Origin of the sequence: Rhizobium alarense, assembly GCF_021555155.1 — a bacterium.
In the GTDB taxonomy this organism is placed as follows: Bacteria; Pseudomonadota; Alphaproteobacteria; order Rhizobiales; family Rhizobiaceae; genus Rhizobium_D; species Rhizobium_D alarense.
The window spans coordinates 1-24,773 of the sequence record NZ_JAKGBU010000078.1 but is presented as its reverse complement, the minus strand read 5'-3'; the positions used below and the strand labels follow the sequence as shown (position 1 = coordinate 24,773).

Annotated in this window: 25 protein-coding genes and 1 pseudogene; 17 read left to right on the top strand and 9 right to left on the bottom strand. The window is 66.0% G+C overall.

The annotated features are described in order from the left end of the window. Nucleotides 1-33: 33 nt before the first annotated feature. A complete protein-coding gene (gene ypfJ, locus LXM94_RS20515; RefSeq protein WP_235773326.1) occupies nt 34-975 on the bottom strand; it encodes a KPN_02809 family neutral zinc metallopeptidase in 942 nt (313 codons plus the stop codon). Between the two features lie 256 nt (nt 976-1,231). Between ypfJ and LXM94_RS20510 the strand changes: the two genes are divergently transcribed. Continuing rightward, nucleotides 1,232-2,257 carry a zinc-dependent alcohol dehydrogenase family protein gene (locus LXM94_RS20510; protein WP_235773325.1) on the top strand — a complete coding sequence of 342 codons (1,026 nt, stop codon included), beginning with the start codon at nt 1,232-1,234 and terminating at the stop codon, nt 2,255-2,257. Between the two features lie 31 nt (nt 2,258-2,288). Here LXM94_RS20510 and LXM94_RS20505 read toward each other — a convergent pair whose 3' ends face one another. Continuing rightward, the gene (locus LXM94_RS20505; RefSeq protein WP_235773324.1) at nt 2,289-2,843 is read right to left on the bottom strand and encodes a TetR/AcrR family transcriptional regulator; all 555 of its coding nucleotides are present in this window, start codon (nt 2,841-2,843) and stop codon (nt 2,289-2,291) included. Between the two features lie 102 nt (nt 2,844-2,945). On the opposite strand from LXM94_RS20505, the gene LXM94_RS20500 reads away from it, so the two are divergent. After that, nucleotides 2,946-4,139, top strand: coding sequence for an FAD-dependent oxidoreductase (locus LXM94_RS20500; protein WP_235773323.1), 1,194 nt, complete (start codon nt 2,946-2,948; stop codon nt 4,137-4,139). 17 nt (nt 4,140-4,156) lie between these two features. Here the strand turns inward: LXM94_RS20500 and LXM94_RS20495 are convergent, their stop codons facing one another. Then, a complete protein-coding gene (locus LXM94_RS20495) occupies nt 4,157-4,858 on the bottom strand; it encodes a gamma-glutamylcyclotransferase (RefSeq protein WP_235773322.1) in 702 nt (233 codons plus the stop codon). Between the two features lie 261 nt (nt 4,859-5,119). On the opposite strand from LXM94_RS20495, the gene carB reads away from it, so the two are divergent. Further along, a complete protein-coding gene (gene carB / locus LXM94_RS20490) occupies nt 5,120-8,602 on the top strand; it encodes a carbamoyl-phosphate synthase large subunit (RefSeq protein WP_235773321.1) in 3,483 nt (1,160 codons plus the stop codon). Between the two features lie 17 nt (nt 8,603-8,619). On the opposite strand, the gene LXM94_RS20485 is transcribed toward carB, so the two are convergent. The 4 genes and pseudogenes from LXM94_RS20485 to LXM94_RS20470 all read right to left on the bottom strand — a co-directional run bounded on the left by LXM94_RS20485 (nt 8,620) and on the right by LXM94_RS20470 (nt 10,594). Beyond that, nucleotides 8,620-9,585 carry an SDR family oxidoreductase gene (locus tag LXM94_RS20485; protein ID WP_235773320.1) on the bottom strand — a complete coding sequence of 322 codons (966 nt, stop codon included), beginning with the start codon at nt 9,583-9,585 and terminating at the stop codon, nt 8,620-8,622. Nucleotides 9,586-9,603: 18 nt separating this feature from the next. Continuing rightward, nucleotides 9,604-9,933: a hypothetical protein gene (locus LXM94_RS20480; protein WP_235773319.1), complete on the bottom strand. Its 330-nt coding sequence runs from the start codon at nt 9,931-9,933 to the stop codon at nt 9,604-9,606. Further along, nucleotides 9,930-10,127, bottom strand: a pseudogene (locus tag LXM94_RS20475) (hypothetical protein); the annotation flags it as partial. The pseudogene LXM94_RS20475 and the gene LXM94_RS20480, both read right to left, overlap by 4 nt. A 167-nt stretch (nt 10,128-10,294) precedes the next feature. Next, nucleotides 10,295-10,594: a hypothetical protein gene (locus LXM94_RS20470; RefSeq protein ID WP_235773318.1), complete on the bottom strand. Its 300-nt coding sequence runs from the start codon at nt 10,592-10,594 to the stop codon at nt 10,295-10,297. A gap of 219 nt (nt 10,595-10,813) precedes the next feature. On the opposite strand from LXM94_RS20470, the gene greA reads away from it, so the two are divergent. The 6 genes from greA to LXM94_RS20440 are packed head-to-tail and all read left to right on the top strand — an operon-like array spanning nt 10,814 to nt 15,796. Then, a complete protein-coding gene (gene greA / locus LXM94_RS20465; protein ID WP_235773317.1) occupies nt 10,814-11,290 on the top strand; it encodes a transcription elongation factor GreA in 477 nt (158 codons plus the stop codon). Nucleotides 11,291-11,321: 31 nt separating this feature from the next. Next, entirely contained in the window at nt 11,322-12,401 is a 1,080-nt protein-coding gene (locus tag LXM94_RS20460) for a glycosyltransferase family 4 protein (protein ID WP_235773316.1), read from the top strand. Between the two features lie 60 nt (nt 12,402-12,461). Beyond that, on the top strand, nt 12,462-13,256 hold the full coding sequence (locus LXM94_RS20455) for a hypothetical protein (protein ID WP_235773315.1): 795 nt from the start codon (nt 12,462-12,464) through the stop codon (nt 13,254-13,256). A 3-nt stretch (nt 13,257-13,259) separates the two neighbouring features. After that, entirely contained in the window at nt 13,260-14,114 is an 855-nt protein-coding gene (locus LXM94_RS20450; protein ID WP_235773314.1) for an FkbM family methyltransferase, read from the top strand. Nucleotides 14,115-14,120: 6 nt separating this feature from the next. After that, nucleotides 14,121-15,026 carry a glycosyltransferase family 2 protein gene (locus tag LXM94_RS20445; protein WP_235773313.1) on the top strand — a complete coding sequence of 302 codons (906 nt, stop codon included), beginning with the start codon at nt 14,121-14,123 and terminating at the stop codon, nt 15,024-15,026. 38 nt (nt 15,027-15,064) lie between these two features. Beyond that, entirely contained in the window at nt 15,065-15,796 is a 732-nt protein-coding gene (locus LXM94_RS20440; RefSeq protein WP_235773312.1) for a hypothetical protein, read from the top strand. Between the two features lie 13 nt (nt 15,797-15,809). Here the strand turns inward: LXM94_RS20440 and LXM94_RS20435 are convergent, their stop codons facing one another. Beyond that, nucleotides 15,810-16,277: an Lrp/AsnC family transcriptional regulator gene (locus tag LXM94_RS20435; protein ID WP_235773311.1), complete on the bottom strand. Its 468-nt coding sequence runs from the start codon at nt 16,275-16,277 to the stop codon at nt 15,810-15,812. Between the two features lie 239 nt (nt 16,278-16,516). Between LXM94_RS20435 and trxB the strand changes: the two genes are divergently transcribed. From trxB to LXM94_RS20405, 6 genes are all read left to right on the top strand, one after another. Continuing rightward, the gene (gene trxB, locus LXM94_RS20430; RefSeq protein WP_235773310.1) at nt 16,517-17,491 is read left to right on the top strand and encodes a thioredoxin-disulfide reductase; all 975 of its coding nucleotides are present in this window, start codon (nt 16,517-16,519) and stop codon (nt 17,489-17,491) included. 111 nt (nt 17,492-17,602) lie between these two features. Then, entirely contained in the window at nt 17,603-18,499 is an 897-nt protein-coding gene (locus tag LXM94_RS20425) for a LysR family transcriptional regulator VtlR (protein ID WP_235773309.1), read from the top strand. A gap of 63 nt (nt 18,500-18,562) precedes the next feature. Continuing rightward, nucleotides 18,563-18,775 (top strand): hypothetical protein, encoded by a 213-nt coding sequence (locus tag LXM94_RS20420; protein WP_235773308.1) that lies wholly within the window; start codon nt 18,563-18,565, stop codon nt 18,773-18,775. 223 nt (nt 18,776-18,998) lie between these two features. After that, nucleotides 18,999-19,295: an ArsR/SmtB family transcription factor gene (locus LXM94_RS20415; protein ID WP_235773307.1), complete on the top strand. Its 297-nt coding sequence runs from the start codon at nt 18,999-19,001 to the stop codon at nt 19,293-19,295. 32 nt (nt 19,296-19,327) lie between these two features. Then, complete coding sequence (locus tag LXM94_RS20410) at nt 19,328-20,416, top strand: alkene reductase (protein WP_235773306.1); 1,089 nt, start codon at nt 19,328-19,330, stop codon at nt 20,414-20,416. A 100-nt stretch (nt 20,417-20,516) separates the two neighbouring features. Beyond that, nucleotides 20,517-21,434, top strand: coding sequence for a lytic transglycosylase domain-containing protein (locus LXM94_RS20405; RefSeq protein ID WP_235773305.1), 918 nt, complete (start codon nt 20,517-20,519; stop codon nt 21,432-21,434). A 242-nt stretch (nt 21,435-21,676) separates the two neighbouring features. Here LXM94_RS20405 and LXM94_RS20400 read toward each other — a convergent pair whose 3' ends face one another. Beyond that, nucleotides 21,677-22,879 (bottom strand): pyridoxal phosphate-dependent aminotransferase, encoded by a 1,203-nt coding sequence (locus LXM94_RS20400; RefSeq protein ID WP_235773304.1) that lies wholly within the window; start codon nt 22,877-22,879, stop codon nt 21,677-21,679. Between the two features lie 334 nt (nt 22,880-23,213). Between LXM94_RS20400 and LXM94_RS20395 the strand changes: the two genes are divergently transcribed. Together LXM94_RS20395 and LXM94_RS20390 are read left to right on the top strand one after the other, a co-directional pair. Further along, nucleotides 23,214-24,119, top strand: a complete 906-nt coding sequence (locus LXM94_RS20395) for an EAL domain-containing protein (protein WP_235773303.1) — start codon at nt 23,214-23,216, stop codon at nt 24,117-24,119. A gap of 271 nt (nt 24,120-24,390) precedes the next feature. After that, complete coding sequence (locus tag LXM94_RS20390; protein WP_235773302.1) at nt 24,391-24,615, top strand: hypothetical protein; 225 nt, start codon at nt 24,391-24,393, stop codon at nt 24,613-24,615. Nucleotides 24,616-24,773: the final 158 nt, after the last annotated feature.

Here is a 24,773-nt window from a genome sequence, read left to right as displayed (position 1 = left end):
AGGCCGTCGCCGTCCTCGTTCATCTCGGATATTTCAGACGTCGCCCGAAAAGGTATCGCAGGCGTCGACCCGGCCGGTGTCGAAGCCGCGCTGGAACCAGCGGCGCCGTTGCTCCGACGTGCCGTGGTTGAAGCTCTCGGGCACGACATAACCCTGCATGCGCTTCTGCAGCGTGTCGTCGCCGATCTGGGTGGCGGCATTCAGTGCCTCCTCGAGGTCGCCGCGCTCGAGCAGTCCCTTCTGCTCGGTGAACTTGCCCCAGATGCCGGCATAACAATCCGCCTGCAGCTCGACGCGGATCGACATCTGGTTCGCCTCCACCTCGCTCATCGAGCGGCGCTGCTGGTTGAAGCGCGGCAGGACGCCGGTGAGGTTCTGCACGTGATGGCCGACCTCATGCGCCACCACATAGGCCTGGGCGAAGTCGCCGGCCGCCTGGAACCTGTTGGCGAGTTCATCGAAGAAGCTCATGTCGAGATAGACCTTGCGGTCACCCGGGCAGTAGAACGGGCCGGACGCGGCCGACGCGAAGCCGCAGGCCGACTGCACCGAGCCGGAGAAGAGCACCATCTTCGGCTCCGCGTAGGTCGCGCCTTCCGCCTGGAAGATGCCGTGCCAGGTGTCCTCCGTCTCGGCAAGCACGGTCGCCATGAAGGCCTTGGTCTCCTCCTCCTGCGCGGAGGTGCGGCGGCTTGCCGTCTCGGTCTGCTCGAAGCCCGGCATGCTCACCTGCCCGCCGCCGTCGCCAAGAACCTGCAGCAGATCGATGCCCATCGCCTTGAAGACGAAATAGATGACGACAAGGAAGATGATGGTGCCGATGCTCATTCCGCCGCCCGCGCGGCGGGCGCCGGTGCCCATCGGGATCCGGAAGCCGCCGTCGCGGCCGAACGGGCTGCGCCCCATATTATCCGGCGCACCCGTGCCGCGCTGGTCCTCGACGTTGCTCGACTGGCGGCGACCCTTCCATTCCATGGCTTTCCCCCTTCGCTCCGGCGACACAACGCGGGCGACGATCCTTCGTTCCGGCCTATCTATAGGGCGGGCCGAAACGCCTTGCAAAATGAATCCACGCCGCCGGCCCGGACTCCGTCGGCGCGGCAGGCTACCTCGCGGACGACGGGCGCGGCGGCCGGGACGAAGAGCTGGGCGCAGCACCGCTCCGGTGCCGCCGGACTTGACCCACCTCCCCGTTACCGCTCCAATGCATCCGGGCGATCGGGAGGACGGCATGAAAGCAGCGCGGCTCGAAGCGATCGGCAGCCTTTTCCTCCGGGACGTGACGACGCCGGACCCCGGCCCGGACGACCTTCTCGTCCGCGTCGAGGCCTGCGGCGTCTGCGGTACCGACCGCCACCTGCTCGCGGGCGAATTTCCCTCGACGCCGCCGGTGACGCTCGGCCACGAATTCGCCGGCATCGTCGAGGCGGTCGGCGGCGCCGTCGTCCATTTCCGTCCCGGCATGCGCATCACCGGCGACCCGAATATCCATTGCGGCCGCTGCGCCCAGTGCCGGCGAGGCCGCATCAACCTGTGCGAAAACCTTCGGGCGATCGGCATCCACCGCGACGGCGGTTTCGCCGACTACGTGATCGTACCGCAGAGGCAGGCCTACGAACTGCCGCTGACGCTGCCGGCGGAACACGGCGCGTTCTGCGAACCGCTCGCCTGCTGCCTGCACGGCGTCGACCTGGCGGAAATACGGGCCGGTTCGTCCGTCGCCGTGCTCGGCGGCGGCGTGATCGGCCTGCTTACGGTGCAACTCGCGCGGCTCGCGGGGGCAACGACCGTCGTCCTCGTCACGCGGCAGGCCGTGCGGCGGACGCTTGCCGGAACCCTCGGGGCCACCGCCTCGGTCGACCCCGCCGCCGGCGACGTCGTCGACCAGGTCGCCGGCAGGAACGGCATCGTGCCGGGTGGCGTCGATGTGGTGATCGAATGCGCCGGCGTCGCCGAAACCGTCCGGCAGGCGCCGAAGCTCGCCCGCGCCGGCGGCACCGTCGTTATCCTCGGCGTGCTGCCGCAAGGCGAAACCGTCCCGATCGAGCCCTTCGACCTGCTCTTCCGCGAGATCCGCCTGCTCGGCTCCTTCATCAATCCGTCCACCCATGCACGGGCAGCGACGCTCGTTGCGGAGGGAGCGATAAAGGTGGAGCCGCTGATCTCGCGGCGGATCGGGCTCGCCGAGGTGCCGGACGCGATCGCCAATCCGCCGCGGGCCGGCGAAGTCAAGGTGCTGGTCATGCCTGGCCGCTAGGGTGCACCCTCGCCCGGCTTCACCGCAGGCCTCACGGCCCGCCGTCGAAAAAAACCTGGACAGACCGCCCGACCTCGTCGACGATCTGCTCCGGCGTCAGCGCCACGACCGGCGGCAGCTTGACGAGGTAGCGGCAGAAGGCGAGGCCGAGCAGCTGCGTCGCGACGAGGCCGGCGATGCGCGGCGTATCCGGGCCGGCGATGCGGGCGAGCGCCGGCGCCACCTGCTCGCGAAAGATCGAGCGCAGCCGCTCCGCCGCCATCTCGTTCGACGCGGCCGACCGGAGCGCGATCGGAAGCCCGCCGCCGGTGCCGCCCGCCCCCTCCCACACCGCCAGGAAATGCCGCACCAGCGTCCGCCCGAGCGCCGCGTGCGGCACTGCCGCGAGGTCGGGCAGGTTCAGATCGAAGGTGGCGGCCTGGGCAAACAACGCCTCCTTGCCGCCGAAATAGCGCACCACCAGCGCCGGATCGCTGCCGGCGAGCGCGGCGATGTCGCGCACCGTCGCCGCCGCGAAGCCGCGCTCGGCGAAGAGCGTGCGGGCGGCCGCGAGGATCGCCTGCCGCGTCTTGTCCGATTTGCTCATGCGGCCTCCATTCCCGTTCATGTCGCCAGAATGTCAACAAGTGTTGACAAATACAAGTCGAAGGAATAAAAATCAACGATCGTTGACAAATGGATGCAGACCATGTTGCCCCGAAAGACCGATGTCCTCATCGTCGGTGCCGGCCCCACCGGCCTGACGCTCGCCATCGCCCTGCGGCGGGCCGGGATCGACGCCCTCGTCGTCGACCGCCTCGACCAGGGCCAGAACACCTCGCGCGCCGCGGCGATCCATGCCCACACGCTGGAGGTGCTCGACCGGCTGGGCGTGTCCGACGCGCTCGTCGCGCGCGGCCTGAAGCTGCCGCATTTTGCAATAAGGGACCGCGACAGCCGCCTGATGCAACTCGATTTCGCGGCGGTTCCGTCGCGCTACGCCTATATCCTGATGATCCCGCAGCACGAGACCGAGGCGATCCTCGAACAGCGTCTGATCGCGTCGGGCGGGACGGTGCACCGCGGTGTGACGGCGACACGCATCGAAACGGCCGGCCCCGGCGCCCGCGTCCACCTCGATACGGACGAAGGCCAGGCGGTTGTCGACGCCCGCTTCGTCATCGGCGGCGACGGCCTGCACAGTGTGGTGCGCGAAGCGGCCGGTATCGCCTTCGACGGCGAGTCCTTTCCCGAATCCTTCGTGCTGGCCGACATCCGCATGGACTGGCCGCTGCGCGCCTCCGAAGTCACGCTGTTCCTCTCGCCCGAGGGCATGGTGGTCGTCGCGCCGCTGCCGGACGATCGCTATCGCATCGTCGCCACATACGCGAACGCGCCGGAGCATCCGGATGCCGGCATCGTCGCCGGCATCCTCAAGTCGCGCGGCCCGAAGGGCGACACGGTCCGGATAAGGGACGTGCTCTGGTCGTCGCGCTTCCGCGTGCAGCACCGCGTCGCGCGCCGCTATCGTTCGGGCCCCCTTCTCGTCATGGGCGACGCGGCCCATGTGCACAGCCCCGCTGGCGGCCAGGGCATGAACACCGGCCTCGTCGATGCCGTGGTGCTCGCGGAACTGCTCTGCGACGTGCTCCTGCGCGGTGCGCCTGTCACGCGGCTCGACGAATACGAACGGCTGCGCCGTCCGGCGGCGGTCGAGGTGCTGTCGCTCGCCGAGCGGCTGACGCGCATCGCGACGGTCCACAATCCGGTGGTAAAGCGGCTGCGCAACGCGGCCCTGCGCGTCGCGACATCGATTCCCCTCGTCCGACGCCGGATGCTGATGAGCGTTTCGGGCCTGGCGCGTGCCCGCAATGCGGTGGTCGACGCGCGGGTCTGGCGCTGAACCGCCGCCCGACGGCGTCAGCCGGGACCCATGCCGTGCAGCGCCGCAATCTCTGCCGCCACCAGCGCCTGGAGCCGCCAGAGATTGCGGTCATGGATGCCATGCTGCTCCAGCCGGAGCACGGTCTGATAAAGATAGTCAGCGCCGGAGCCGACGTGACCGCAGGCCCGGGCGAGAATCCAGGCAACCCTTTCGAGCGGCAGCCGCCGCTGCACGCCGATGCCGCGGGGCGCGGCGTAGAAGACCAGCGCCCGCACGGCACCGGCCGCCGTCGCCACGTTCAGCCAGCGAATGGAGGCAACGTCCTCGTGATAGCCGATTTCCCGGTCCACCAGGTCGTTGATCGCAGTCTCGCGGCCTTCGTCGGCGATGCGGTAGACAAGACCGCTGCAGCGCCCGCCCGTGTCGAGGGCCATCATCAAGCCCGGTTGGACACGGCTGCCCCGCCAGTTCTGCATTTCGATACAGAAGGATCTGTGCCAGCCGACCGCCGTCGCCCGCCGCGTCTCGACCGCATGGAAGGTGGGATTCCAGACGAGCGAACCGTAGGCGAAAATCCAGAGCGGGCCGGGCAGGCTGTCTTTCAGGAGGCGGGCGGCAAGCGGTGCATAGGCCTCGTCCGGAAAGGATGTCAGCCGCGGATGCCGCCCCTCGTCGGGGACCACCCGGTGACACCGGGCGACGAGTTCGGGTGTGAGAGACAGGACACGCGCAGCCATGCCGCAGGAACCTCGATTTCACTGATCCGCCTTGTAGCGCAACCGGTCAGCCGGTGCCAAGCGGCGGAACCCCGCAACGCGCCGCAAGCGCCGAAATCGAAGCGGCGCCACTTTCCTGTCCAAACCGCAATTTTCGGGGTTTCGCTCACCACGGCATTTGCCTATAAGCCGCTTCTAGCCTTGAAAGACCACGCATGCGCACCCGGCCGGTGATTTCCACCCTGGCCGGTTTTTCGCGCAAGCCCTGAAATGGACCGGACCATGCCGAAGCGCCAAGACCTGAAATCGATCCTCATCATCGGCGCGGGGCCGATCGTCATCGGCCAGGCCTGCGAATTCGACTATTCAGGGACGCAAGCGTGCAAGGCGCTGAAGGAGGAAGGCTACCGCGTCATCCTCGTCAACTCCAACCCGGCGACGATCATGACCGATCCGGGGCTCGCCGATGCGACCTATGTCGAACCGATCACCCCGGAAGTCGTCGCCAAGATCATCGCCAAGGAGCGGCCGGACGCGCTCTTGCCGACCATGGGCGGCCAGACGGCGCTCAACACCGCGCTGTCGCTCAAGCGCATGGGCGTGCTCGACCGCTACAATGTCGAGATGATCGGCGCCAAGCCCGCCGCCATCGACATGGCCGAGGACCGCGCCCTCTTCCGCGAGGCGATGGCCCGCATCGGGCTCGAGACGCCGAAGTCGCTGCTCGCCAACGCGACCGAGATCAAGGACCTCGACCGCAAGGCGCACGAGGCGGAACGCGCCAAACTGAAGGCATCGCTCACCGGCGACGCGCTCGACAAGGCGCTCGACGAACTGGAGAACCGGTGGAACCTCGGCGAGACCGACCGCAAGCAGCGCTACATGAGCCATGCCATGGCGATTGGCGCGCAGGCACTCGACGAGATCGGCCTTCCCGCCATCATCCGCCCGTCCTTCACCCTCGGCGGCACCGGCGGCGGCATCGCCTACAACCGCTCGGAGTTCTTCGAGATCGTCAATTCCGGCCTCGACGCCTCGCCGACGACCGAAGTGCTGATCGAGGAATCCGTGCTCGGCTGGAAGGAATACGAGATGGAAGTGGTCCGCGACACGGCGGACAACTGCATCATCATCTGCTCGATCGAGAACGTCGACCCGATGGGTGTGCATACGGGTGACAGCATCACCGTCGCCCCTGCCCTGACCCTGACCGACAAGGAATACCAGATCATGCGCAACGCCTCGATCGCGGTGCTGCGCGAGATCGGGGTGGAGACCGGCGGCTCCAACGTGCAGTTCGCCGTCAATCCGGCCAACGGCCGCCTCGTCGTCATCGAGATGAACCCGCGCGTCTCGCGCTCCTCGGCGCTGGCCTCCAAGGCAACCGGCTTCCCGATCGCCAAGGTCGCCGCCAAGCTCGCGATCGGCTACACGCTCGACGAGCTGGAAAACGACATTACCGGCGGCGCGACGCCGGCCTCCTTCGAACCGTCGATCGACTACGTCGTGACCAAAATTCCGCGCTTCGCCTTCGAAAAATTCCCGGGCGCCGAGCCGATGCTGACGACGGCGATGAAGTCGGTCGGCGAGGTCATGGCGATCGGCCGCACCTTTGCCGAATCGCTGCAGAAGGCGCTGCGCGGCCTGGAGACCGGCCTGACCGGCCTCGACGAGATCGAAATTCCCGGCCTCGGCGACGGCAACGACAAGAACGCCATCCGCGCCGCCATCGCGACGCCGACGCCGGACCGGCTGCGCATGGTCGCCCAGGCGCTCCGCCTCGGCATGAGCGAGACGGAAGTCCACGACGGGTCGAAGATCGACCCCTGGTTCATCGCCCAGCTGAAGGCGATCGTCGACATGGAACGGCGCATCCGCGAGCACGGCCTGCCTCAGGACGCGGCCAACCTGCGTATGCTGAAGGCCATGGGCTTCTCGGACGCGCGGCTCGCCACGCTTTCCGGCAAGCGGCCGAGGGAGGTGGCGGAACTGCGCAACCACCTCGACGTGCGGCCGGTCTTCAAGCGCATCGACACCTGCGCTGCCGAATTCGCCTCGCCGACGGCCTATATGTACTCGACCTACGAGACGCCCTTCGTCGGCGTCGCGCGCTCCGAAGCGCAGATTTCCGACCGCCGGAAGGTCGTCATCCTCGGCGGCGGCCCGAACCGAATCGGCCAGGGCATCGAGTTCGACTACTGCTGCTGCCACGCCGCCTTCGCGCTGAAGGATGCGGGCTACGAAGCCATCATGATCAACTGCAATCCGGAGACGGTCTCGACCGACTACGACACCTCCGACCGCCTCTATTTCGAGCCGCTGACGGCGGAGGACGTGATCGAGATCCTGAAGGCCGAACAGACCAACGGCACGCTCGTCGGCGTCATCGTCCAGTTCGGCGGCCAGACGCCGCTGAAGCTCGCCGAGGCGCTGGAGAAGAACGGCATCCCGATCCTCGGCACCGCACCGGACATGATCGACCTTGCCGAGGACCGCGACCGCTTCCAGAAGCTGCTGCAGAAGCTCGACCTCGCCCAGCCGAACAACGGCATCGCCTATTCGGTCGAGCAGGCGCGCCTCGTCGCAGCCGAAATCGGCTTCCCGCTCGTCGTGCGCCCATCCTACGTTCTCGGCGGTCGTGCCATGCAGATCATCCATTCGGAATCGATGCTGCAGACCTATCTGCTCGACACCGTTCCGGGCCTCGTGCCGGAGGACATCAAGCAGCGCTATCCGAACGACAAGACCGGCCAGATCAACACGCTGCTCGGCAAGAACCCGCTGCTGTTCGACAGCTACCTGAGCAATGCGGTTGAAGTCGACGTCGACGCGATCTGCGACGGCAAGGACGTCTTCGTCTCCGGCATCATGGAACATATCGAGGAAGCCGGCATCCACTCGGGCGACAGCGCCTGCTCGCTGCCGGTCCACACCCTCTCGGCCGAAACCGTCGACGAGCTGGAACGCCAGACCAAGGCGCTGGCGAAAGCGTTGAACGTCGGCGGCCTGATGAACGTGCAATACGCCATCAAGGACGGCACGATCTATGTGCTCGAAGTGAACCCGCGCGCCTCGCGCACGGTGCCCTTCGTCGCGAAAACGATCGGCGCGCCCATTGCAAAAATCGCCGCCCGCGTCATGGCGGGCGAAAGCCTCGATGCCGCAATCGCAGCCTATGGCAACAAGCCGGACCCGCGCAACCTGAAGCACATCGCCGTCAAGGAGGCCGTCTTCCCCTTCGCCCGCTTCCCGGGCGTCGACACGCTGCTCGGTCCCGAGATGCGCTCGACCGGCGAGGTCATCGGCCTCGACACGGATTTCGCGCTCGCCTTCGCCAAGTCGCAGCTCGGCGCCGGCGTCGACCTGCCGCGCGACGGAACGGTCTTCGTCTCGGTGCGCGACGAGGACAAGGACCGCGTGCTGCCCGCCATCCACATCCTGACCGGCATCGGCTTCAAGGTGATGGCGACGTCCGGCACCGCCCGCTTCCTCGCCGAAAACGGTATCGAGGCGATCAAGATCAACAAGGTGCAGGAAGGCCGGCCCCATATCGAGGACGCCATCCGCAACAGGCAGGTGCAGCTCGTCATCAACACGACGGACGGCACCAAGGCGATCTCGGATTCGAAGTCGCTCCGCCGCGCCGCCCTGATGCAGAAGGTCCCCTACTACACCACCATGGCCGGCGCGCTCGCCGCCGCCCAGGCGATCAAGGCGCTGAAGCAGGGCCAGCTCGAAGTGCGGCCGCTGCAGGCCTATTTCTGAGAGACCCCGGACGGGCTCTAGTATCCGCCGATGATCGGCAGCACCTCGCCGGTGATATAGCTCGAGCATTGGGGCGAGGCGAGGAAGACGTAGGCGGGAGCGATTTCCTCCGGCTGCGCAGGGCGCTTCATCGGCGTATTGGCGCCGAAGGTCGCAACGTCTTCCACCTCCTTGTCCGACGGATTGAGCGGACTCCAGACCGGCCCGGGCGCAACCGCATTGACGCGGATACCGCGCTCGACGAGTTGCCCCGAGAGCGACCGGGTAAAGGCGTGGATGCCACCCTTCGTCATGGAGTAGTCGAGCAGGGCCTTCGACCCTTCGAGACCGGTCACCGAGCCGGTGTTGATGATCGCCGATCCCGCCCGCATATGCGGCACCGCGGCCTTTGCCATGAAGAAATAGCCGTAAAGGTTCGTGCGGAGCGTCTCGTCGAAATGCTCCTCCGTCAGATCCTCGATCGCCTTGCTGTGCACCTGGAAAGCGGCATTGTTCACCAGGATGTCGAGGCCGCCGAGACGTTCGACCGTCTCCGCGACGGCCTTGTCGCAAAAGGCCTTCTGCCGGACGTCGCCCGCAATCGCGATGCAGCGCCGGCCCTCGCTTTCCACCGCTTCGATCGTTTTGGCCGCGTCCCTGCTTTCCGCGAGATGGGCGATCGCCACATCCGCGCCCTCCCGGGCGAAAAGCACCGCCACGGCGCGCCCGATGCCGGAATCTCCGCCCGTCACCAGCGCCACCTTGCCTTCCAGCTTCCGGGAGCCGAGATAGAAGGGCGCCTCGAACATCGGCGCGGGATCGAGCTTGGCCTCGGATCCAGGCTTCGCCTGGTGCTGTTTCGGAAAGGGCGGGGCCGGATAGAGCCGGGCGCCCGTCTGCATCTGGGACTTGTCGTCTTTCGACCGCCTGGCATCGGAGCGGGCGACGTCCTTCTGGATGTCCCTCTGCCTGTCGGCCGTCTTTGCTGCGTTCGATGTCGTCATCGTGCAATTCCTCCAATGTCAGATCTGGGTCGGTCGGATCGTGTCGACGCGCACCGTGCCGTCAAGCACGGCGCGCGGTCCATGCAGCGCATGTCCGCAGGCATCGTCCTGCACGACGCTGTAAAGCCGTTCGTTGCGGAAGGCGCTGTCGGACGTCGTCGAGTTCCCGTCGGCCGGCAGCGCGTCGATTTCGGTGAAGTCGAGTTCGGCGGCTGCGGCGACGACGCGCGCGTCGCCCGGCGTCAGCGCCCGTACGACCACCTCGCCCTGATTGGGCGCGTTGCCCCAGTTCGGATCATCGGTGGCGGCCGTCGGGATCAGGCGGTAGATGTGAAGACGTAGGGTCATTTCGCCTGGTCCTGCGGAATGACAGGCCGGCGTTCGTCATCGAATCCCGCCGACCATTCCCTTTCCGGTTTTTTCCCCGGCGGGAGCTTGTGCAGGGTCGCGTCGTCGCTGCCGGTGATCACCCGCGGTTTGGCGCTCGCCACACCATCGTTCCCGGCGCCTTCACGGCTCTGGTGGAACTGCGGCTGCGCGTCGCCCCGAGGAGTGCCGGCCGTCGCATCCGGTCCGCCGGGGCGGGCGGAATGGCCGGACCTGTCCCCGCGGTCCGCCACCTGCCGGCGCCCTTCGTCCTGCAACGACTGATCGCCGGTCACTTCCGCGGCAAACTGCTTCAGATAGCCGGTCATTGTCGAAAATATCGTCATCTCCTGGTCTCCTCTTGCGTCGTTTCCTCTTGCGTCAAGCGGGCGTCGTGCCGGGCCAGCCCGGCCTGGAGGATCCTTCTGATCTCCTCGTCCGCAATCCGCTGCACGGCAAACGCGTCACCAGGGTCGATGCCCGGATCCTCCTCGTGATCGATCACCGTCTCGCTCTCGCGCAGCATCCGGACAATCGCCGGCCGCAGGGCGGGCAAATCCACAAGGGCCGCCGCCAGCGCCACCAGAATCCGCCGGTGCGCATTGAGCCTTCCGGCCAGTTGGGGATCGGGGTTGTCTCGCATCGCTCCTGCCTCGTTTTGCAAACGGAGGACACACGGCTTTGTTCCTGCATCGCAGCAACGATGGCGCGGCGCGGTCGAAAAATCTGGCTTTCTGCCTTCGCTTTCTGCTATAAGCGCCTTTTACATGCGATCAACGGTTCCGGGGTTTTCGCTCCGGAGACCGTTTTCTTTTGCGTTCAGTCAACCTGTGACTGCCGGCGCCGAATGAAGGAAAGAACGATGGTTGAGAAGGTACCGATGACCCCGGGCGGTTTCGCCAAGCTGCAGGAAGAACTGCGCTGGCGTCAGCAGGAGGAGCGCCCGCGAATCATCGAAGCGATTTCGGAAGCCCGCGCCCACGGCGACCTTTCGGAGAACGCCGAGTACCATGCCGCCAAGGAAGCCCAGAGCCACAACGAGGGGCGCATCACCGAGCTTGAGGATTTCGTCGCTCGCGCGGAAATCATCGACCTGTCGAAGATGTCCGGCTCGAAGATCAAGTTCGGCGCGACCGTCAAGCTGATCGACGAGGACACGGACGAGGAAAAGACCTACCAGATCGTCGGCGACCAGGAAGCCGACGTGAAGTCGGGCCGCATCTCGATCTCCTCGCCGATCGCCCGCGCGCTGATCGGCAAGGAAGCGGGCGAATCGATCGAAGTCAATGCGCCCGGTGGCTCCAAGGCCTATGAGATCCTCGAGGTCACCTGGGGCTGAAGGCGTTGACGCGCGCAGGCGGAGCCGGCCGGTGAGCGGCACGCAACCAGGCGATGTCCGAGACATCGACGTCGTCGCACCGAACTTCAAGCGAAGGCTGTCGGGCGTGACGTCGACGATCGTCCAGCTCGTACCCTGTCAGCGGCGGCTCGGCGTCCGCATCGCCACGCTCGGTCCCGGCCTGCCGAAAAGCCTTCCGGCGCTGCGCTGGCGCGACCTCGTGTGGCTGTGGACGCCGCCCGCCGGGCGCAGTCTGCGCATCTGGCACGCACGCCGCAACAACGAGATGGCGGCGGGCATCCTTCTGCGCGACGTGCTGCGCATGCCGCTGAAGCTCGTCTTCACCTCCGCCGCCCAGCGCCGCCACACGGCCTATACGCGTTTCCTCATCCGCCGCATGGATGCGGTGATCGCGACCAGCGGCCGGTCCGGTTCCTTCCTGGAGGTGCCGCACAGCGTCGTCCGCCACGGGGTGGATCTCGACCTCTTCCGCCCGCCGGCGGGCGAAGCGGATACCGCCGCCGCGGCCGGCTTCCGGGGACGGCATCTCGTCGGCTGCTTCGGCCGCGTGCGCCACCAGAAGGGCACCGACCTTTTCGTGCGCGCGATGATAGAGCTGCTGCCGGACCATCCGCAATGGACCGCGATCGTCTGCGGCCGCGTGACCGCGGAGCACCAGCGTTTCGCCGACGGACTGAAGCAGGAGGTGCTGAACGCCGGTCTCGCAGACCGGATTCTCTTTCTCGGCGAGGTCGACGACATCAAGCCCTGGTACCGGCGCCTGACGCTCTATGTCGCCCCGTCGCGCAACGAGGGCTTCGGCCTGACGCCGCTCGAGGCGATGGCTTCGCAGACTGCAGTGGTCGCCTCGGACGCCGGCGCCTACGCCGAGATGATCGTTCCCGGTTTGACCGGGGCGGTGGTGCCGGCTGGCGACGGCGAAGCGTTGAAGGCCGCGCTTGCATCCTATCTTGCCGATCCCCACCTTGCGGAGCAGGCCGGGCGGGCCGCCCTTCTCCATGTCGGCGCCACATTTGCGCTCGAAAGAGAAGCGCGGGCCGTCAACGCCATCTATGCAAATCTGGCCGATCCGGGTAACGGACAGGCATGAACCCGCGCGACGCAGGCAAAAAGCGAACCGCCGCCCCCGGTTCCGGAATACGAGACACACATGCAGAATGACAAGAACGCGACAGAGCCGGTCAATGTGATCTGCATGAAATGGGGCACACTCTACGGGCCGGAATACGTCAACAACCTCTACCGCGGCGTGCAGCGGCACCTCAAGCGGCCGCACCGCTTCGTCTGCTTCACCGACGATACGGCCGGCCTCGACGACGGGATCGAAACCTTTCCGCTGCCCGCGCTCGACCTGCCGGAAGGCCACGGCGACAAGCGCTGGCGCAAGCTCGGCCTCTTCCGCCGCGATCTCGCCGACCTGAAGGGCATCGCCCTTTTCCTCGACCTCGACCTGGTGATCGTCGACGACATCGACTGCTTCTTCGAGGAACCCGGTATCTTTCTCATCATCCGCGACGACGACCTCTTTCGCGCCAAGCCGCTGCGCAAGGTCAACCCGACGCGCGACCGGTTTCTCGCCTCCGTCGGCAACAGCTCGGTCTTCCGCTACGAGATCGGTGCGCATGCCTATATCCTCGACGCCTACGTCGCCGATCCGGTTGCCGCCACGGAGCGTTACGAGATTTCCCAGCAGTTCCAGAGTGCTGAGCTCGCGCGGCACGGCCATCTGGAATACTGGCCGCGCGACTGGTGCGTGAGCTTCAAGAATGCCTGCGTGCCGCGCTACGCCAGGAGCTTCTTCCAGGATCCGGCCGCGCCGTCGGGTGCGCGGATCGTGGTCTTCGCGGGCACCCCGAAAATGGGGGAGGTGCTTTCCGGCGGCGGGCAGAAGTGGTACCGCCGCATCGGCGACACGTCGTGGCTGCGGGACGCCTGGACCGCATAGATCATGGCAAGACCCCTCTCCCCGCCCCCCGAATTCGACGACCGCTCGCCCTGGGGGACTTACCGCCCGACGGCGGCGATTGCCCTCAGGCTTGCCCTGGCGCATCGGCTGCCGCCGTTCCTGAAACAGACGGCCCTGGCGCTGCGCAAACCGGTCAAATACGGCCTCGACACCCCGCTCGATCTCGACATCCGCGGCCTGAAGCTGCGGCTGCTGCCGCGCGGCAATATCTCCGAGGAGAAGTTCTACACGGCGCCGCACCTCTTCGATCCCGAGGAGTTCGCGCTCATGGACCGCAGGCTGAAACCCGGCAATGTCTTCCTCGACATCGGCGCCAATGCCGGCATCTACAGTTTTCACGCCCATCGCTGCATGCAGGGCCGGGGCCGCATCCTCGCGATCGAGCCGGACCCGGAAATGGGCCGGCGCATTGCGTTCAATCTGCGCACCAATACCCTGGCGGACATCGAACTCGTGCCGGTGGCGCTGAGCGACCGGGACGGCACGGCGGAATTCTACGTCAATCCGAACCAGCGCGGGACCAACACGCTCCTGGCCGGCAAGAGCGACCCGAAATCGGGCGAACGGATCACCGTCAGCGTGCCGGTGCGCACGCTGCTCTCGCTGCTGCAGGAACGCCGGATCGAGCGCATCGACATGCTGAAGATCGACGTCGAGGGCCACGAGCATGCCGTTCTCGGCCACTTTCTCGCCGCGGCACCGGTTTCGCTGCTGCCCCGCGTCATCATCAGCGAGTTCAAGAACCACGCCGCCGGCGGCACGCCGGATCTCCTGCAGGCCGCCGGCTACCGCCTGGGCAAGGCGACCCGCCTCAATTTCATCTTCGAGCGTACCTGACCGGATATGAAGACCACCGTCATCCTATCGACCTACAATTCCCCCCTGTGGCTCAGGAAGGTGCTGCACGGTTATTTCGCCCAGAACCGGCATGACTTCGAGATCGTGATCGCCGACGATGGCTCGACGGACGAAACGCGTGCGATGATCGCAGCCCTCGCGGCGCAGAGTCCTGTCGCGATCACCCACGTCTGGCAGCCCGACGAGGGCTTCCAGAAGTGCAGGATCCTCAACAAGGCGATCGCCGTCAGCGCCGACGGCAGGCTGATTGTCAGCGACGGCGACTGCGTGCCGCGCACCGATTTCGTCGACACGCACCTGCGGCTGGCGCGACCCGGCCACTTCCTGACCGGCGCCTATTTCAAGCTGCCCAAGTCGGTCTCCGACAAGATCGACCGGGAGACCGTCGAGAGCCGCCAGGCCTTCAAGGTCCGCTGGCTGATACGCCACGGCATGCGGCCGAATTCCAACTTCCTGAAGCTCGTCGTCGGACGGCCGGCCGATGGCCTGTTCAACCGGCTGTCGCCGGCCCGCAAGACTTGGAACGGCCACAGCGGCTCCTGCCTGAGGAGCGAGGCCATCCGCGTCAACGGGTTCAACGAGGACATGCAGTATGGCGGCCTCGACGTGGAGTTCGGGCTCAGGCTGCAGCATGCCGGTATCCGGCCGCGCCACATCCGCTATTCCACGGTGCTCTTGCACCTGCACCACGGCCATGGCTACGTGACGCCGGAAATGCGCCTCAACAGCCGCCAGGTCAAGGAAACCACCCGGGCCCAAAAGCGCATCTGGGCGGAGCGCGGCCTCGACCAGTGGCGCGACGCGGACGGACGTCCGGCGCTCGGCGCGCAGGACCGGGTCGTTCGCTATGAAGCGGGCCACCGGCGACGGACGCCGGGCACGGCGGCCTGACGTCCGAACAGAACCAGGGGCAGGAGCAGGAGCAGGGAATGGCGCGCAAGAAAAGCAGGATCGAGGCCTTCCTCTCCTTCAGCCGCCACCGCAAGCGCTGGGGCGCCGGAAGGTACAGCGCGCTCGCGGGCGACCTCGAGCCCCTGAAACATCGGCTCGTCGAACCGAGCGACAGGATGGCGAAAACCGGTCACATCGATTCCATCGACGAGCATCTCGCCAACCTGCGCATAGAATTTTCCGGCAGACCGGAACTCGTCTACGAGCACGGCAAGCTCGTCGTGCTGATCCGCCGGGAATTCGATGTCGCGCAGAACTACGCCCGCTTCCGCAGGCTCTGGGACGAGGAAGGCGACTTCCTCTGCGCGAACCTCAACCTGCGCTGGCTCGTCTCGGCGGCCGACACCTTCGCGGACCACGACCCGGACATGGGCGTGCGCGCGATCGGCATGATGGTGTCGGTCTTCGCCAACACGGTGAAGATCTACGAGACGGACCGCTTCGTCTTCGGCCACACCTCCGAAACCCCCTTGCCGGCGCGGACGGAGGATCTGAAAGCGAACCGCCGCGATCTCTTCGAGGGCATGCGCCTCTTCCTCGTCGGCTCCGACGATACGCTGCGCAACATGCGCTGGCGGCTCGAGCCGTTCTTCGAACATGGCCCTGTCGGGTGTCTCGCCCGAACGGTCTATGACCGCATGCAGGAAAATCCGACCGCCTTCGCCCGCTTCCGCGCCCTGCACCACCGGGACCGCACGACCTGGTGGTGAGCCGCCCGGCGCTTCAAAGTTCCACCAGTCCGAGCTTCTTCACCTGCCGGATCGTCAGCATGGTGCGTACCGTGTCGACCTGCTCGTTGGCGGTCAGGACCTCGATAACGAAGTCCTGGAACGAGGTGAGGTTCTCCGCAACGCAGTGCAGCAGGAAATCGCTGTCGCCGGAGACCATCCAGGCCTGCCGCACGAGCGGCCATTCGGCGGTCGCCGCCGCGAAGGCCTTGAGATTGGCCTCCGACTGGTGCTTGAGGCCGACCATGCAGAAGGCGACGAGGTCGAGGCCGAGCGCCGGTGCGTTCAGCATCGCGTGGTAGCCCTCGATGATGCCGGCTTCCTCGAGCTTGCGCACGCGCCTGAGGCAGGGCGGTGCCGAGATGCCGGCCCGCGCCGCGAGCTCCACATTCGTCATGCGGCCGTCGGCCTGCAGTTCTTTCAGGATCTTGATGTCGATGGCGTCGAGGTCTGCGCGAAACACGGGAGGATGGACCAATCTGGAGTGAGGAGTGACCGCTTCTGTTCCGACTCGGCCTTTCCGCGCAAGATTGTTACGGAGTAAGGCACAAAAATGTCACGGCGGCGACCCATCTCTGTTGGCAACCGACACGGCAGGCTTGAATATCCCCGGCCGCCATCCATAAATGTGCTCAGAAGTCGAATTCGGGCTCGCAGCGGCGCCCATATGCGCGGCCGGGCCTTACAGGAAAGGAACGCAGCATGTCTGCCCGTCACGTCAAGGTGCTGATCATCGGCTCCGGACCGGCCGGTTATACCGCCGCCATCTACACCGCCCGCGCCATGCTGGAGCCCGTGCTCATCGCCGGCATGGAACAGGGCGGCCAGCTCATGATCACGACCGATGTCGAGAACTATCCGGGCTATGCCGATCCCGTCCAGGGCCCCTGGATGATGGAGCAGATGCTCAAGCAGGCCCAACATGTCGGCGCCGACATCGTCAACGACCTCGTCACCGATGTCGATCTCGACGTGCGCCCCTTCCGCATCTCGACGGACAGCGGCACGGACTGGACGGCCGATGCACTGATCATCGCCACCGGCGCAAAGGCGAAGTGGCTCGGCATCGAGACCGAACAGAAGTTCCAGGGCTTCGGCATCTCCGCCTGCGCCACCTGCGACGGCTTCTTCTACCGCAACAAGGATGTCATCGTCGTCGGCGGCGGCAATTCGGCCGTCGAGGAGGCGCTCTATCTCTCCAACCTCGCCAAGACCGTGACCGTCGTGCACCGCCGCGACAGTTTCCGCGCGGAACGCATTCTCCAGGAGCGGCTCTTCGCCAAGGAGAACGTCAAGATCGTCTGGGACCACGAGGTGCTCGAATATCTCGGCACCGAGGCAAAGCCGCCCATGCCGCCCTCCGTCAACGGCGTCAAGCTGCGCAACGTGAAGACCGGCGAGACACGCGACATGGCGACGGACGGCGTCTTCGTGGCGATCGGCCATGCGCCGGCCGTCGAGCTCTTCAAGGGCAAACTGCGTCTGAAGCCGAACGGCTATCTCTGGACAGCGCCCGATTCCACCGCCACCGACGTGCCCGGCGTGTTCGCCGCGGGCGACGTGACGGACGATGTCTACCGCCAGGCGGTCACCGCCGCCGGCATGGGCTGCATGGCGGCCCTGGAGGCGGAAAAGTATCTGGCGGGCCATATGCCTGTCGCAATTGCGGCCGAATAGAAGCCGCCAAGAACGGGGCACCCGAACGGGAGCCACCGAAGTGGGAACAGTATGATCAGCGACCGGCGGGAAACCACGCGTTCCCCGCCTAAAAGGATATATGGGGGAAACATGCCGCTCGATTGGGACAAGCTGCGGATATTCCATGCCGCGGCCGAAGCGGGCTCGTTCACGCATGCGGCCGACAAGCTGCATCTGTCGCAATCGGCGATCAGCCGTCAGGTCAGCGCGCTCGAGCAGGATGTCGGCATCAAGCTCTTCCACCGCCACGCGCGCGGCCTCATCCTGACCGAGCAGGGCGAAATCCTCTACCGCACCGCCCACGAAGTGCTGATGAAGCTGGAGAGCGTCAAGGTCCAGCTCACTGAAACGACCGAGAAGCCGAGCGGCAAGCTGCGCATCACCACCACTGTCGGTCTCGGCCAGGGCTGGCTGACCGACAAGGTGCAGGAATTCCTGGCGCTCTATCCGGACATGCAGGTACAGCTCATCCTCGACAACGAGGAGCTGGACGTGAACATGCGCCATGCCGACTGCGCCATCCGGCTGCGCGAGCCGCAGCAGTCGGACCTCATCCAGCGCAAGCTCTTCACCGTGCACATGCACGTCTATGCGGCGCCCTCTTACATCAACCGCTACGGCGAGCCGCAATCGATCGACGATCTCGACAACCACAAGATCATCACCTTCGGCGAGCCGGCCCCGAACTACCTGCTCGACGTCAACTGGCTGGAGATCGCGGGACGCGATTCCGACAATCCGCGCCAGTCGGCGCTTCAGATCAACAGCCTGACCTCCATCAAGCGCGCCTGCCTGCTCGGCATCGGCATCGCGATGCTTCCGGATTACATCGTCGGCCGCGATCCGGGGCTTTTGCAGCTCGTCACCAACGCGGACGTGCCGTCCTTCGACACCTATTTCTGCTATCCGAGCGAAATGAAGAACGCCGCGAAGCTCAAGGTTTTCAGGGACTTCATCGTGGCCAAGGCGCGCAACTGGAACTTCTGACGAGCGACACACGCAAGGCCTGCGCATGACGCATGGCTGGCATGCACATTAAATGATTGATGTATGCCCAAAAAACCACCATATCGCTCGCAGCTGATGCATCTTGGTGGCTTTTTTCCTCCCAGTGCCACCGCAGCAGCTGTTCCCCTCTGGAGGTTTAATTACCTTCAAAACTATAAAGGGCCCAAGTTCGTCTTGCGGCCCTCTTTTTTTGCTTATTTTCTAATGGAAGAATTTTCTGCCGAGGCCGAAAAACTTGGCAACATCCTCTCTTGAAAGAAACACATTCCTCCCCCATATCTCATTGCAGTTGATGCATCTGCGGTCTTTCTCCTCCCAGTACCGCGCATCAGCTGTTCCCCTCTGGAGGTTCATAGACCTTCACAACTAATAGGGCCCAGGCGCTGCTTGCGGCCCTCTTTTTTTGCCATGGCCTTGAAGATCGATCTTCGCCGAACCAAATATCGATCAATCGCGATTTAACGATCAAAGATTCGACATGGACACCGACGAAATCCTCAAGGCGCTCGCCCACCCCAAGCGTGTGGAAATTCTCGGCTGGCTCAAGGAGCCGGAGCGCTATTTCAGCGACCAGCACCATCCCCTCTCGATGGGCGTCTGCGCCAAGCAGATCGAGGGCCGTTGCAGCCTCTCGCAATCGACCGTCTCGTCGCATCTCGCGATGCTCCAGCGGGCCGGACTGGTGACGACCGACAAGGTCGGCCAGTGGGTCTTCTACCGGCGGGACGAGAAGACGATCGCCCGTTTCTTGAACGAACTCTCCGCCGCGCTCTGACGAGCAAGGCTCCCCAGCAAGAAGGACAGACAATGACGACCCTCTTCGACTCCATCCAGATCGGCGACATCGCCCTTTCGAACCGCGTCGTCATGGCGCCGCTGACGCGCAACCGCTCGCCGGGTGCGGTGCCGAACACGCTGAACGTCGCCTATTACGAACAGCGCGCGACCGCCGGCCTGCTGATCACCGAGGCAACCGCCATCTCCCAGCAGGGCCAGGGCTATGCGGACGTGCCCGGCCTCTACAAGAAGGAGGCGCTCGACGGCTGGAAGCAGGTGACCGACGCCGTGCACAAGGCTGGCGGCAAGATCGTCGTCCAGATGTGGCACGTCGGCCGCAAGCCGGTCGCGCCGTCGGCGATCCGCGCCAAGTCGAAGACCTACCTGATCAATCCGGACGGCACCGGCACCTTCGCCGAAACCTCCGAGCCGCGCGCGCTCGAGCGCGACGAACTCCCGGGCATCGTGGCGGACTACCGCCGTGCCGCGCGCGCCGCCATCGATGCCGGCTTCGACGGCGTCGAGATCCACGCTGCCAACGGCTACCTGATCGACCAGTTTCTGCGCTCCGGCAGCAACGCCCGCACGGACGACTACGGCGGCGCGATCGAGAACCGGGCGCGCCTGCTCTTCGAGGTCGCGGATGCGATCACCGCGGAGATCGGCGCCGGCCGCACCGCAGTCCGCATCTCGCCGGTAACGCCCGCGAACGACGCCTCCGATCCAGAGCCGCAGCCGCTCTTCACTCATGTGGTCGAGGGCCTTGCCAGGTATGGTCTCGCCTATATCCATGTCATCGAGGGCGCGACCGGCGGGCCGCGCGACCACCAGCAGGGCGACAAGCCGTTCGACTATGCGGCCCTGCGCGCCGCCCATCGCGCCGCCGGCGGCACGGCGGCCTGGATGGTCAACAACGGCTACGACCGGGCACTGGCGATCGACGCGGTGGAAAGCGGCAAGGCCGATCTCGTCGCCTTCGGCAAGCTCTTCATCGCCAATCCGGACCTGGTGCAGCGCCTGAAGGACGACACGGTGCTGAACACGCCCGACAACGCCACCTTCTACGGCGGCGGCGCCAGGGGCTACACCGACTATCCGGTGATCGAAAAGGTCGCCTGACGCGACGACCGACGGGCCGCCCGCGGCGGCCCGTCGTGCCGGCCGATCTCCCCTGCCGCAAGGAAACGTGCTACGTCCACGGCGCCCAGCGGAGGAGACCATGAAGCCGTCGCGCCCTGCCCTTGCCGCCGCCCTGCTCGCGGCGGGCCTTGCCCCTTCTCCGGCCGCCGCCCAGCCGGAATTCCGCGCGCCGCCGCCGTGCCTCTATCAAATGACGCCGCAGGACGGCCCGCGCCTCTGCATCCGTGAGGCAACCTTCGGCCATGACATCTGCAGCGCGATCGAGCATTTTTCCATTCGCCACGACCTGCCGCCTGGCTTCTTCGCCCGGCTCATCTGGCGCGAGAGCCTGTTCCGGCCGGACGCAGTGAGCCCCAAGGGGGCGGAAGGCATCGCCCAGTTCATGCCCGCGACGGCGCGCCGGCGCGGGCTGGACGACAGTTTCCACGCGCTTCAGGCCCTGTCGGCGTCGGCGGCCTATCTCGCGGCGCTGCGCAGGACCTATGGCAATCTCGGACTGGCCGCCGCCGCCTACAATGCCGGCGAGGCGGGCGTCGAGCGCTTCATCGCCAACGGCCGCCTGCCCTTCGAAACCCGCGCCTATGTGATGGCGATCACCGGACATGCGGCCGAGAGCTGGACGGACGAAACGCTTCCCGGAGCCGATTTCCGGCTCGACGCGGACACGCCGTTCCGCACGGCCTGCATCGCGCTGTCCGAACGGCGGCGGCTGAAGGAGATCGTCTATGCCGATGAGGGCGAATGGGCGCCCTGGGGCATCCAACTCGCGGCGCATTTCGACAAGGCCGTCGCCCGCCGCCTGTTCCTGATGGCCGTTGCCCGCCTGCCGGCGCCGCTCGACGCGGAGAAGCCGCTCATCCGGCGGGAGCGCAACGCGCGCTTCGGCTCGCGCGCCCGCTACACGGCCCGCATCGGCCGGGAGAGCCGGGCCGAGGCGGAAGCGGTCTGCGCTTCCATCCGCAGGAGCGGCGGCGCCTGCATCGTCTTCCGCAACTGACGGGCGCCGCGCCGGAGACTGCCGACGGCGCGAGCAACGCCATCGAGGGCATGACGCATGTCATCCTCTGCGCACCTTTGTGATGCTGACGATCCTTATTCAGCTTTTTCAGAGGGTTGTCGCCATATCCGGAATCGGTTTTTCCGCCACCTGAATCATTCAGTCAGGTCGATGAATCAAAATCTGAAAGGCAGAATGCCCGCCGGCGGCGGGCATTCGAAAGCGGCAGGGGCGCCTCACGCCTACTTGCAATTGGCGCAGAAGCGCTGGATGCGTTTGCAGGCTTCCTCGAGCAGTTCTTCCGACGTGGCGTAGGAGATGCGGAAGTTGGGGCCGAGGCCGAAGGCCGAGCCGTGTACGACGGCCACACCTTCCGCTTCCAGCAGTTCCGACACGAAGTCCTCGTCCGTCTCGATGACCTTGCCCGACGGCGCCGTCTTGCCGATCAGCCCCTTGCAGGACGGGTAGACGTAGAATGCCCCTTCCGGCGACGGGCACTCGATGCCCTTGGCCTGGTTCAGCATGGAGACGACGAGGTCCCGGCGGCCCTCGAAGATCTTCTTGTTCTCGGGGATGAAATCCTGCGTGCCGTTCAGCGCCTCGACGGCCGCCCACTGGGCGATCGAGCAGGCGCCGGAGGTCTGCTGGCCCTGGATCATGTCCATCGCCTTGATGAGCGCGAGCGGCCCGGCCGCGTAGCCGATGCGCCAGCCGGTCATCGCATAGGCCTTCGAGACGCCGTTCATCGTCAGCGTGCGGTCGTAGAGGCCGGGCTCGACCTCGACCGGCGTGGCGAACTTGAAGTCGCCATAGGTCAGGTGCTCGTACATGTCGTCGGTCAGGATCCAGACATGCGGGTGCTTCATCAGCACGTCGGTCAGCGCCTTCAGTTCGGCATGGCTGTAGGCGGCGCCCGACGGGTTCGACGGCGAGTTGAAGATGAACCACTTGGTCTTCGGCGTGATCGCCCTGTCGAGGTCCTCGGCCTTCAGCTTGAACTTGTTGTCCTGCGTCGTCGCGACGAAGACCGGCGTGCCGCCGCACAGCGCCACCATCTCCGGATAGGAGACCCAATAGGGCGTCGGGATGACGACCTCGTCGCCGGCGTTCATCGTCGCCATGAAGGCGTTGAACAGGATCTGCTTGCCGCCGGTGCCGACGATCGTCTGCTCGGGCTTGTAATCGAGCCCGTTCTCGCGCTTGAACTTGTCGGCGATCGCCTTGCGCAGTTCCGGAATGCCCGAGACCGGCGTGTACTTCGTCTCGCCGCGGTTGATCGCCTCGATCGCCGCCTGCTTGATATTGTCGGGCGTATCGAAATCCGGCTCGCCGGCGCCGAGCCCGATCACGTCCCGGCCTTTCGCTTTCAGCTCGCGCGCCTTCTGCGACACGGCGATGGTGGCGGAGGGCTTCACTCGGGAAAGGGCGTCTGCAAGAAAGGCCATGGTCGAATGTCCAGTTCGGGTTCAAAGACAGCGGAAGGCCAGGAGCGGCGCTGCCGGCTCCATAGCGGTTAGCTCTATGTCGAAACTGGCCGGGTCTTGCAAGCACCCCCGCACCAGAAACAGCCCATTCCGGCCCGTTGCCGCGCCTCATCAGCAAGTTTCATGCATCGCATCACCATCGCGCATGCACACGCGGTCGCCAAGGCCGGCGCCAAAGCACGCTTTAATTGCAGCAATGCACATACGATCAGTTTTACGCGAAACGTTAAGCCGGTGTTAACGCGGCCGGTGTAGCATGGCCGGAAAGCGGGAACCCGTCCACGGAGGCTGCCGAATGTCGGAGCGCAGCATCTTTGCGAGCCTGACGCGGGAGCCGGACGGCACGTTCTGCAGCCGCCATGGCCCCTACACGCTCAGAAGCGCCTTTCAGCCGATCTTCCGCCAGCAGGAGGGCGGCGGCCTTGAACTGCGCGCGGTGGAGGGACTGATCCGTCCGAACAGCGCGGGCGAAACCGTCGCGCCGGCCGAGTTCTTCGCCCGGCTTGCCGACGATGACAGGGCCGCGGTCGACAGCCTGTGCCGCAGCCTGCATATCCTGAATGCCCGGCCTTTCGCGTCTCGCGACCTGGCACTCCTCGTCAACTTCCAACCGGGCCTGTTTGTCACCGGCCATGCAATCCGCCAGGAGGTGGAGCGCATGCGGCTCGCCGCGCACGAGGCCGGCCTGCGGCCCGGCCGCATCGCCTGCGAACTGCGTGCCCGGCCGGACGACGATCCCGCCATGCTCGCCGACTTCGCCGCCAACCTGCACCGCGGCGGCTTCCTGGTCGCGATCGACGATTTTGCCGGCGACGACCGCGACATGGAGCGCATCGACCGCCTCGGTGCGGACATCGCCAAGCTCGACACGATCTGGGTGCGGCGGGTGGCGGAGAACAGCGCCGGCGCCACCTTGCTGCGCCTCGCGGTCGAACAGCTGCGCCGGCTGGGAACCGAAGCCGTTCTCGCCGGCGTCGAGGAGACCTGGCAGCTGGCGCTGGCGGACGAGATCGACCGGCCGCTCGTGCAGGGGTATCTCCTTGGCCGGCCGGAACTCGCGCCGACGACCTTCGACCTGCGCTATCCGGCGGACGACCGGCCCGGCATGGAGGCCCGAGACGACGACCACGCATCGGCAGCCGGCCCGCACCGCCTGGCTGCCGCCGTTGCGGTCATGCCCTTCGGGCGGAAGGGCGTATGAGGCGGCCGCACCGGCACCCTCGTTCGGCTGTGCCAGCGCGCCCTCGGAAACGGTTCTCCGGCGGCATGGAAAATGGTCGCATGAAAACGTGTAACAGGCTGAATTTATTCGTGAGTGCGGCCGCAGCCACCGGCGTTTCAGGCCCGCCACATTTTCGCCACGACAAGAGCCGGACGACGTCGCAATTCAGTCTCCATGGCGCCGCCATGGCCGTGTTCCCTGACCCGTGACAAAGGCGAAGAGCCACAACGGTCAAGAACCGGGGGACACGATGTTTCTGGACGACGAGACCACGAGCAAGAAGCAGAAGGCGCGCGAGACCCGCGCGGTCTTCTATATGGCCATCACCGCGCTCGCGGCCTGCGTGGTCATGGTGTTCGGCCTGATGAGCGCGGCCAAGGCCGGCCATGCCGAGCGGCCGGTTCCGGCGCAGGACGATACCGCGCCGCACGCCCTCCTGAAGCAGCCCGCTGCCGTCGGCTTCACCCTGTCGTGAGGCCATTTAACGCCGGCCGGTGGTCTCCCGCGGAAAACACTGTTCCGGTGCAGAGATCGGCCTCGACGCGGTGGCCGACAGCTAGGCTCAGGACTCATTGATCAGAGCCAGAAGATGACGGTCGCGGCGATGCATATTGCGGAGAAGAAGGTGTGCGC

Coding starts and splice junctions, on each gene's coding strand:
- ypfJ (WP_235773326.1), bottom strand. CDS start 975: ATGGAATGGAAGGGTCGCCGCCAGTCGAGCAACGTCGAGGACCAGCGC.
- LXM94_RS20510 (WP_235773325.1), top strand. CDS start 1,232: ATGAAAGCAGCGCGGCTCGAAGCGATCGGCAGCCTTTTCCTCCGGGAC.
- LXM94_RS20505 (WP_235773324.1), bottom strand. CDS start 2,843: ATGAGCAAATCGGACAAGACGCGGCAGGCGATCCTCGCGGCCGCCCGC.
- LXM94_RS20500 (WP_235773323.1), top strand. CDS start 2,946: ATGTTGCCCCGAAAGACCGATGTCCTCATCGTCGGTGCCGGCCCCACC.
- LXM94_RS20495 (WP_235773322.1), bottom strand. CDS start 4,858: ATGGCTGCGCGTGTCCTGTCTCTCACACCCGAACTCGTCGCCCGGTGT.
- carB (WP_235773321.1), top strand. CDS start 5,120: ATGCCGAAGCGCCAAGACCTGAAATCGATCCTCATCATCGGCGCGGGG.
- LXM94_RS20485 (WP_235773320.1), bottom strand. CDS start 9,585: ATGACGACATCGAACGCAGCAAAGACGGCCGACAGGCAGAGGGACATC.
- LXM94_RS20480 (WP_235773319.1), bottom strand. CDS start 9,933: ATGACCCTACGTCTTCACATCTACCGCCTGATCCCGACGGCCGCCACC.
- LXM94_RS20470 (WP_235773318.1), bottom strand. CDS start 10,594: ATGCGAGACAACCCCGATCCCCAACTGGCCGGAAGGCTCAATGCGCAC.
- greA (WP_235773317.1), top strand. CDS start 10,814: ATGGTTGAGAAGGTACCGATGACCCCGGGCGGTTTCGCCAAGCTGCAG.
- LXM94_RS20455 (WP_235773315.1), top strand. CDS start 12,462: ATGCAGAATGACAAGAACGCGACAGAGCCGGTCAATGTGATCTGCATG.
- LXM94_RS20450 (WP_235773314.1), top strand. CDS start 13,260: ATGGCAAGACCCCTCTCCCCGCCCCCCGAATTCGACGACCGCTCGCCC.
- LXM94_RS20445 (WP_235773313.1), top strand. CDS start 14,121: ATGAAGACCACCGTCATCCTATCGACCTACAATTCCCCCCTGTGGCTC.
- LXM94_RS20440 (WP_235773312.1), top strand. CDS start 15,065: ATGGCGCGCAAGAAAAGCAGGATCGAGGCCTTCCTCTCCTTCAGCCGC.
- trxB (WP_235773310.1), top strand. CDS start 16,517: ATGTCTGCCCGTCACGTCAAGGTGCTGATCATCGGCTCCGGACCGGCC.
- LXM94_RS20425 (WP_235773309.1), top strand. CDS start 17,603: ATGCCGCTCGATTGGGACAAGCTGCGGATATTCCATGCCGCGGCCGAA.
- LXM94_RS20420 (WP_235773308.1), top strand. CDS start 18,563: ATGCCCAAAAAACCACCATATCGCTCGCAGCTGATGCATCTTGGTGGC.
- LXM94_RS20415 (WP_235773307.1), top strand. CDS start 18,999: ATGGACACCGACGAAATCCTCAAGGCGCTCGCCCACCCCAAGCGTGTG.
- LXM94_RS20410 (WP_235773306.1), top strand. CDS start 19,328: ATGACGACCCTCTTCGACTCCATCCAGATCGGCGACATCGCCCTTTCG.
- LXM94_RS20405 (WP_235773305.1), top strand. CDS start 20,517: ATGAAGCCGTCGCGCCCTGCCCTTGCCGCCGCCCTGCTCGCGGCGGGC.
- LXM94_RS20400 (WP_235773304.1), bottom strand. CDS start 22,879: ATGGCCTTTCTTGCAGACGCCCTTTCCCGAGTGAAGCCCTCCGCCACC.
- LXM94_RS20395 (WP_235773303.1), top strand. CDS start 23,214: ATGTCGGAGCGCAGCATCTTTGCGAGCCTGACGCGGGAGCCGGACGGC.
- LXM94_RS20390 (WP_235773302.1), top strand. CDS start 24,391: ATGTTTCTGGACGACGAGACCACGAGCAAGAAGCAGAAGGCGCGCGAG.